Raw genomic sequence first — 4,659 nt, 5'->3', positions numbered from 1 at the left:
TAAAATGAGTTTCGAAAGAGGTCTAATAATTTACCTAAAATCTAAACCAGAATTCGTGTTTGAAAGTACTATATAAGTCCTTATCTTACCTCTTTTGAACTATTATGGAAAGATCTATAGTATGAGTAGCTAGTGCGATGAAAAGCTTACAAGGAATTTCTTATGATTCCTTGTAAGCGAGCTTTGAACTTTTGAAATGTCATGACATTATTAATACGTTTGTCCAGAAATGATAGAGTATCTGCAAAATCTTCTGAATAGTCATTAATGAAAAAGAGCATTGTGCTTAAATATACTCCAGCTAATATTGCCCGTTTTGTATAGTAATTAAAATCTGTTGATTGATCGTAAATGCCATACCAAATTACGCTAACAGTTCTGTACAAGAGTTTACTAGAAAAGTATGTATTTTTTGGTGATACAGAGAATAATAAAACATTTTTTAGAAACTCCCTGTAATTTGGTAACTTAGCGTAGTTTGATAGGCGTATTTGAACAGCTAACTTTACTCGCTCTCGCACTTTCATATCTTCTAAATTGGAATTTCTTAGTTCAGCTTCCATTGAAATATTCAAATCCTCTGTTATATGCTCCAAAGCACTATATATTCCATTTTGAAATTTGCAAAAGCTATTGGCTAGATTAAGATCTGTGCACACTTTCAATAAGGTTGCATCACTTATTCCTTCAAATGGAATAACCCTAATCAGTTCATCTACTATTAATTTTATTTCATCTTGTTCCATACAACATTATACTAAACAGCACATGTGATTATACCTGAGATTTTCAAACATCCTGCAAAATGCTTTGCCGCGTTCTTCAAAATTTTTCCACTGATCAAAAGAAGCACATGCAGGAGAAAGTAATACCGTTATTTCTTCTTTGCTATTTATGGCCTCTTTGAAAGCTAGTTTAAATGCGTTTTCTAGATTACAGCACCTAACATAATCTACTTTATTCTTCATAACGTTTGCAAAAGCTTCGGTTGACTCTCCAATAAGAAAAGCTTTTCTTATTCTTGTAAAATGCTTACTTAGTGACTCTATGCCACCTTCTTTACTTCTCCCACCAACGATCCAATATATATTTTTATAAGACAAAATCGCCTTTTTGCTCGACTTGGCATTAGTTGCTTTGCTATCGTTCACAAAAAGCACATTTTCTATTCTGCCAAGTAGCTCATTTCTGTGCTTTAAACCTGGAAAGGATTTGATTCCATCGATAATAGTGTTGCTACCTACTTTAAACAGATTACATACGGCATATGCGGCTGCTATGTTTTCTGCGTTGGATATTATATTTATTTTCGCGTTACTTAGATCGCCGTTGTCATCCCAGTGCTTGACACTGGGATCCAGATAATTTTGTTCTATACCAGTAATCTGTTCACTATAGTCAAGCAAATTATTACCTATCAATGATATTAGACCTCTTGTACTGCCCTCTATCATTTGAGTAACTGACAATGGTTTTTCTTTTCTGGATTCCAGCGTCACGCGCTGGAATGACACCGGGAGGTATGTTCCTGAAATTGGAACCTTGTTCCCAGTGAATTTGTCAAATATTTCAGCAGTAATCTCATTATCACATCCTATCACGGCAGTCTCACTACCGTTTATCAGCTTTGATTTAGTTGCTATATAATTCTTCATACTTCCATGTCTGTCTATGTGGTCTGGCGTAATGTTTAGTAATATTGCAATGTTCACATTAATTTCATTCATTAGCTCCAGTTGAAAAGAGGAGAGCTCGATAACATAAATTTCTACATCTTTTCCTAGATCCAAAACAGGAACACCCAAGTTTCCACCAATAGCTACTTTTTTCCCCGAAGATTTTAATATGTGCCCTATTAGTGATGTAGTAGTTGATTTGCCATTTGTTCCTGTGATGCCTATTACCTTCTGGCTTATAGTTTTAACTTCAAGAAATAGTTCAATATCCGACTTTATTTTGCAGTCAAAGCTTCTTGCAAGTTTTACCATCCAATGCGGTTTTGGATATGAAATTGGTACCCCAGGACTTAAAATCAGTGTTCTTATCTCATGCCAATTGTATTCCTTAGGATGAATGAAATTACACTCCCCATACATCATTTTCACGTTTGCTATTTGTTCTTCATCGTCATCCCATGCATATATTCTTGCCCTACTCTTTATTAGAGCACGAATGACGGATAAACCAGTTTTACCAAGACCAAAAATTGCAACATTTTGATTTTTGTATTTGTTTAGTCGCATTATTTGCTTTGAAAAGGTGTTATATAAATTGTTAATAAGCTTAACCTAAAGAGTTTGCAAATATTAATTATTACCTGTAGAATACGAAAAAATTAGTAAGGATTTTAATAGGAAGATAATATGCCGTCCGTCACTTTTATTTTACCTGATGGAAGTAAGAAAAGCTATGAAGCTGCAGAAGGAGAAACTCTGCTTAATTTAGCTCACAGAAGTGACCCAGATCTGCTTGAAGGTGCATGTGAAGGCTCTCTTGCTTGCTCTACATGCCACGTAATTGTTGATCCAGAATTTTATGATGCTGTGGAAACACATAATCCCATATCTGATGAGGAAAATGATATGTTAGACCTAGCTTTTGGCTTAACAGAGACATCAAGGCTTGGATGCCAAATAAAAATCACAAAAGATATCGATGGCTTATGTGTAACAATACCAAAGAGTACAAGAAATATATCATTGGATAAACAAGGGAACAGTGCGTAAGGTTTTTGTCTATATTATCATTTCTTTACTTCTGTTTATTCCTGTAGCGTACAGTGGTTTTTGGTATTTTTCTGCATGTAAGACAAAAAATCTTTTAGCTGAAACAATACTATACATTAACGACGAGAAGTTCGATATTTCATATGACTTTAGCGGATTTCCTTCTAGCCTCATTTTCCACGTAACAAACCCAAAATTCTCCAATGAGCAATTGACCATCTCATCCAAAGCTTTAGTGATAAAAAATAGATTATTCGATAAATCAGTATATATCTATACACCAAGCAATGAAGTCAATATTGTTATTCATGATGGTGAAAAAAAGAACATAAAATGCTATACGAACGATAACAACCACTTCGTTATCAAACTCAACGATTTACCATCTTCGCTAAGGTTTGACAGAGATAGCACTATGGTAGACTATATAGACACACTTCGTTACGAAGATTATGGATTACAATGTGATGTTTCAGAAAATCAGCAAAGTGTTACAACCGAAGTGAATGGTAAAAATAATTACGTTCAATTTCACCTCAATAAAGAGCTAAATGGAAATGCTAAGCTAGGATTTGATTTTTATACTTATCGGTTTAAAAATACTGCAAGTCCTAAAAGTTACCTTAGTATCGACACTAAATTTGATTACGAGTTTATAAATCACATCTCAGCTTCCAGAATTAATTTCAACATAGAAAAATTTTTAATTCAGAGTAATAATTTTTCTCTTACTGCAGATGGTGAGGTAAATAATTACAACTTAGTTACATATTCATTTAAAGACAAAATTAACGTGGCTATATCAAATTATAAAAAATTAATCTCGTTTATGACTGGTGACTCAAAAACTTCAAATGCGTTTGAAAAATTAATGTCTTCCTTATCGGAAAAAACAACTGATGATAGCATTCAGTTTTCAATAAAGTATGACGATGATGTGGGGTCAAGCTTTATTGGAAAGTTATCCACTACTGATTTTATGAATCAACTAGATAAAATCACTCAACTAGCTAAGAATGAAAACAGTAGTTAGCTTACTTTTCATATTAATATTCCACTCAAGCATAAACGCTTTTACTTTGGATGATAAGCTCAGAGACAAAAGCATGGAAAAGCGAGCAACTAATTTATTTGAAATAATAAAGTGCCCAATATGTTCCGGTGAGTCACTATCTGAATCCGAATCTCAAATTGCATATGATATGCGCAAAACGATTCGTAGAGAAATAAGTGATGGATATACTGACAAGCAAATAATTTCAGAGCTAAAAAATTCTTATGGAGATTCAATTATAATCATCCCACCTGTAAGATCTAGCACTTATGTTTTGTGGTTTATTCCACTCACAATTTTGCTAATAGGATGTTTTCTAATACGAAAATACATCCAGTAGGGCAATTAGATTTATGAGGCACTTCTAGTTGACATAATAGATTGTAAACAGAAAATTTGATCAGTTTTAATAGATTTATAACGCAATTGAGCTTAAATATTCAGTATGAAAGGCTTTGCACTTACTTTACTATTAACTTTGTTTCCACTTTTGGTGTTATAGCATTTCTCATAATAGTCCGAATAGGTCATAGGAAGGAGGAATCAACAGCATGACGAAAAAATTTAAATAGAGGAATATTTTTCCTTGCTCTGTTTTTTATAGCAAACCAATGGCCCTCAATTTTGTTGAAATCTGGCTTTATTTCAATTTTATTTTTTATTTTGGATTACTTTATAATTTACCATGGGAGGGATAAAGGTTTAGGGGCATTATTTTTTTTTTTGAAGTTTTAAAATATTGGGCAATTTACCCAAACACCGGGCATCGCCATGTATTTATATAAAATTGAAATTTCGTTTCTGTATCTGTTTGTATTGCATACAAATCTACAGTTTTATTCCGATCTTGATGAAATTTTGTACATTAGACCTTCAAAG

Annotated in this window: 5 protein-coding genes and 1 pseudogene; 3 read left to right on the top strand and 3 right to left on the bottom strand. The window is 33.1% G+C overall.

Annotation, left to right across the window (positions count from 1 at the left end; genetic code table 11):
* Positions 1-146 precede the first annotated feature (146 nt).
* Both HET73_RS05985 and HET73_RS05980 read right to left on the bottom strand, forming a co-directional pair.
* A complete protein-coding gene (locus HET73_RS05985) occupies positions 147-746 on the bottom strand; it encodes a COQ9 family protein (RefSeq protein WP_174133079.1) in 600 nt (199 codons plus the stop codon).
* A 6-nt stretch (positions 747-752) separates the two neighbouring features.
* A complete protein-coding gene (locus HET73_RS05980; RefSeq protein WP_174133080.1) occupies positions 753-2,243 on the bottom strand; it encodes a Mur ligase family protein in 1,491 nt (496 codons plus the stop codon).
* A 120-nt stretch (positions 2,244-2,363) separates the two neighbouring features.
* On the opposite strand from HET73_RS05980, the gene HET73_RS05975 reads away from it, so the two are divergent.
* Genes HET73_RS05975 through HET73_RS05965 form a run of 3 tightly spaced genes read left to right on the top strand, consistent with a single transcriptional unit; the run spans position 2,364 to position 4,120 of the window.
* Positions 2,364-2,726 carry a ferredoxin family 2Fe-2S iron-sulfur cluster binding protein gene (locus HET73_RS05975; protein ID WP_174133081.1) on the top strand — a complete coding sequence of 121 codons (363 nt, stop codon included), beginning with the start codon at positions 2,364-2,366 and terminating at the stop codon, positions 2,724-2,726.
* Complete coding sequence (locus HET73_RS05970) at positions 2,719-3,759, top strand: hypothetical protein (RefSeq protein ID WP_174133082.1); 1,041 nt, start codon at positions 2,719-2,721, stop codon at positions 3,757-3,759. Before HET73_RS05975 ends, HET73_RS05970 begins: the two co-directional genes overlap by 8 nt.
* Complete coding sequence (locus HET73_RS05965) at positions 3,743-4,120, top strand: cytochrome c-type biogenesis protein (RefSeq protein WP_174133083.1); 378 nt, start codon at positions 3,743-3,745, stop codon at positions 4,118-4,120. The genes HET73_RS05970 and HET73_RS05965 overlap by 17 nt, the downstream gene beginning before the upstream one ends.
* Positions 4,121-4,307: 187 nt before the next feature.
* Here HET73_RS05965 and HET73_RS05960 read toward each other — a convergent pair.
* A pseudogene (locus tag HET73_RS05960) lies at positions 4,308-4,418 on the bottom strand (IS630-like element ISWpi11 family transposase); the annotation flags it as partial.
* Between the last annotated feature and the right edge of the window lie 241 nt (positions 4,419-4,659).

It is taken from the genome of Wolbachia endosymbiont of Atemnus politus, from assembly GCF_013309895.1.
The sequence above is the reverse complement of the archived record's forward strand: the minus strand, read 5'-3'. Positions and strand labels throughout refer to the sequence as shown.